At 32.1% G+C, this 832-nt stretch carries 1 protein-coding gene; it reads left to right on the top strand.

Annotated features, from left to right (window positions below):
* Positions 1-127: 127 nt before the first annotated feature.
* Positions 128-634 carry a hypothetical protein gene (locus M4I21_RS18495; protein WP_249560706.1) on the top strand — a complete coding sequence of 169 codons (507 nt, stop codon included), beginning with the start codon at positions 128-130 and terminating at the stop codon, positions 632-634.
* Positions 635-832 lie beyond the last annotated feature (198 nt).

The following is an 832-nucleotide window of genomic DNA, read 5'->3' as shown; positions in this document are numbered from 1 at the left end:
GTTGTAAGCAATTTAAATCAACATTATAAGAACAATGAAATTTCTAAATATTTTTGCTTTTCTAGTACTAATCCATACCACAAATGGACAGCAACTGAACGCAGAATATTCCGAATTGAAAAAAACTATGCTGGAATCCAAAACGGAATTACTAATTGAATATAGTTCGGATTGTATTGGAGGGGAATTTATCACTCTTGGAGAAGTTGGAGACTGTGAATATGAAAATCCATTCTATTTGTTCTGGATAAAAGAAGATAAATACTATAAACGAAAATTTACCAATTGCGATATTTTCAAAGTCATTGAAATGGAAGAGTCTCGCTTTTTAGAATGCGTTAGGGAAAATTTGAGTCTGATTGAAAAGTCCGAAATTATGCCTGTTATTCATAAATCTAAAAAAACATTGGAAGGTGGTGTTGAAGAAGAAACAATTATCGAAACGGAACTTAGTCATTACTGTGAATCTAAATTCATTTTTCATACCAAATCAGATGAAATAGAAAAGAACATTATAGATTATTATTTGGACACTAAAATGATTGACGAAAATACACCTAATGATAATTATGAATTAAATAACAAATCAATTCTGAATGCTATTTTCAATCTAGTTAGGAAAGAGACGGAATAAAAACTGCTTACAACAAAGCCTAAACGTAATGCGGACTTTAGGGCTAAACCGAAAGGTCTGTGTATATTTATGAAGTCGCTAAATCTTATGGATTAAGCTTTGAACAAGAAAAATAAAACTAAACAATAAGCTTTAGCTTCGTGCGCAGACGGAAACGAAAAGTTTCCTTGCCTCCGCACTACGCTTAGCCCAGCCGTT

Origin of the sequence: Cellulophaga sp. 20_2_10 (assembly GCF_023476645.1) — a bacterium.
Lineage (GTDB): Bacteria > Bacteroidota > Bacteroidia > Flavobacteriales > Flavobacteriaceae > Cellulophaga.
The sequence above is the reverse complement of the archived record's forward strand: the minus strand, read 5'-3'. Positions and strand labels throughout refer to the sequence as shown.

Coding starts and splice junctions, on each gene's coding strand:
- M4I21_RS18495 (WP_249560706.1), top strand. CDS start 128: ATGCTGGAATCCAAAACGGAATTACTAATTGAATATAGTTCGGATTGT.